This window comes from Erwinia sp. MYb416 (assembly GCF_037479575.1).
GTDB classification, from domain to species: domain Bacteria; phylum Pseudomonadota; class Gammaproteobacteria; order Enterobacterales; family Enterobacteriaceae; genus Erwinia; species Erwinia rhapontici.
On record NZ_JBBGYT010000148.1, the window covers coordinates 1 to 1,155 of the forward strand.

Genomic DNA, 1,155 nt, shown 5'->3' on the forward strand with positions numbered 1-1,155 from the left:
ATGTGGGACTGGGCGATTTTCATCGGTAGTTTTGTCCCGCCGCTGGTTATTGGTGTCGCCTTTGGTAACCTTTTACAAGGCGTGCCTTTCCACATCGACAACGATCTGCGCCTGTTCTATACCGGCAACTTCTTCCAACTACTGAATCCGTTTGGTCTGCTGGCGGGAATTGTCAGCCTGACAATGATCCTGACCCAGGGCGCAACGTATTTGCAGATGCGTACCGTCGGCGAACTGCATCTGCGTACCCGTAAAACCGCGCAGATTTCGGCTGCCGTGATGATGGTTTGCTTCGCGCTGGCAGGTGTCTGGGTGGTGTACGGCATTGATGGCTATGTGGTGACCTCGGCACTCGATCATAACGGTGTGTCTAATCCACTGGTGAAAGAAGTCAGCCGTCAGGCGGGTGCCTGGATGGTGAACTTCAATAACGCGCCGATTCTCTGGGCTATTCCGGCACTGGGTGTGGTACTGCCGTTACTGACTATTCTCTTCTCGCGAATTGAAAAAGGGGCCTGGGCATTCCTGTTCTCTTCACTGACGCTGGCCTGTGTCATTCTGACGGCCGGTATTGCGATGTTCCCGTTTGTTATGCCATCCAGTACCGTACCAAATGTGAGCCTGACCATGTGGGATGCTACGTCGACGGTATTGACACTCAATGTCATGACCGTGGTGGCGGCTATCTTTGTGCCGATTATCCTGGCTTACACAACCTGGTGTTACTACAAAATGTTCGGTCGCGTGACGAAAGAACAGATTGAGAATAACAGCAATTCTCTCTACTAAAGAAGGAGCAACATATGTGGTATTTTGCCTGGATCCTTGGCACGCTACTGGCTTGTGCCTTCGGTATCATTACTGCACTGGCGCTTGAGCAAGCAGAAGCGTCAGCCGCGAGTAAAGAGGAACTGTGATGGGGGAGGGCATCGCTCGTCTCTATCAACTAATGGACAAGGGCCTGCTGAGGGCCCTTTCCCTGATGGCTGCGTTAGTGCTGGCGGGATGCATATTCTGGAACCCAGCGCGCTTTGCCGCGAACAGCAGTGAGCTGGCTATCTGGCAGGGGCTGTTGCTGATGTGGGCGGTCTGCACGGGCGTGATTCACGGTGTGGGCTTCCGCCCGCATCGTCTACGCTGGCGTGGATTTTTCTC

The 1,155-nt window shown here is 53.9% G+C and carries 3 protein-coding genes; all 3 read left to right on the forward strand.

Annotated features, from left to right (window positions below):
* Positions 1 to 789 (forward strand): cytochrome d ubiquinol oxidase subunit II (gene cydB, locus WH277_RS01405; protein ID WP_339503941.1); only part of this gene is annotated, 789 nt, incomplete at its 5' end.
* 14 nt (positions 790 to 803) lie between these two features.
* Positions 804 to 917: a cytochrome bd-I oxidase subunit CydX gene (gene cydX, locus WH277_RS01410; RefSeq protein ID WP_133845500.1), complete on the forward strand. Its 114-nt coding sequence runs from the start codon at positions 804 to 806 to the stop codon at positions 915 to 917.
* Positions 917 to 1,155: cyd operon protein YbgE (gene ybgE / locus WH277_RS01415; protein WP_339503943.1), on the forward strand; the 239-nt coding region annotated here is incomplete at its 3' end. The genes cydX and ybgE, both read left to right, overlap by 1 nt.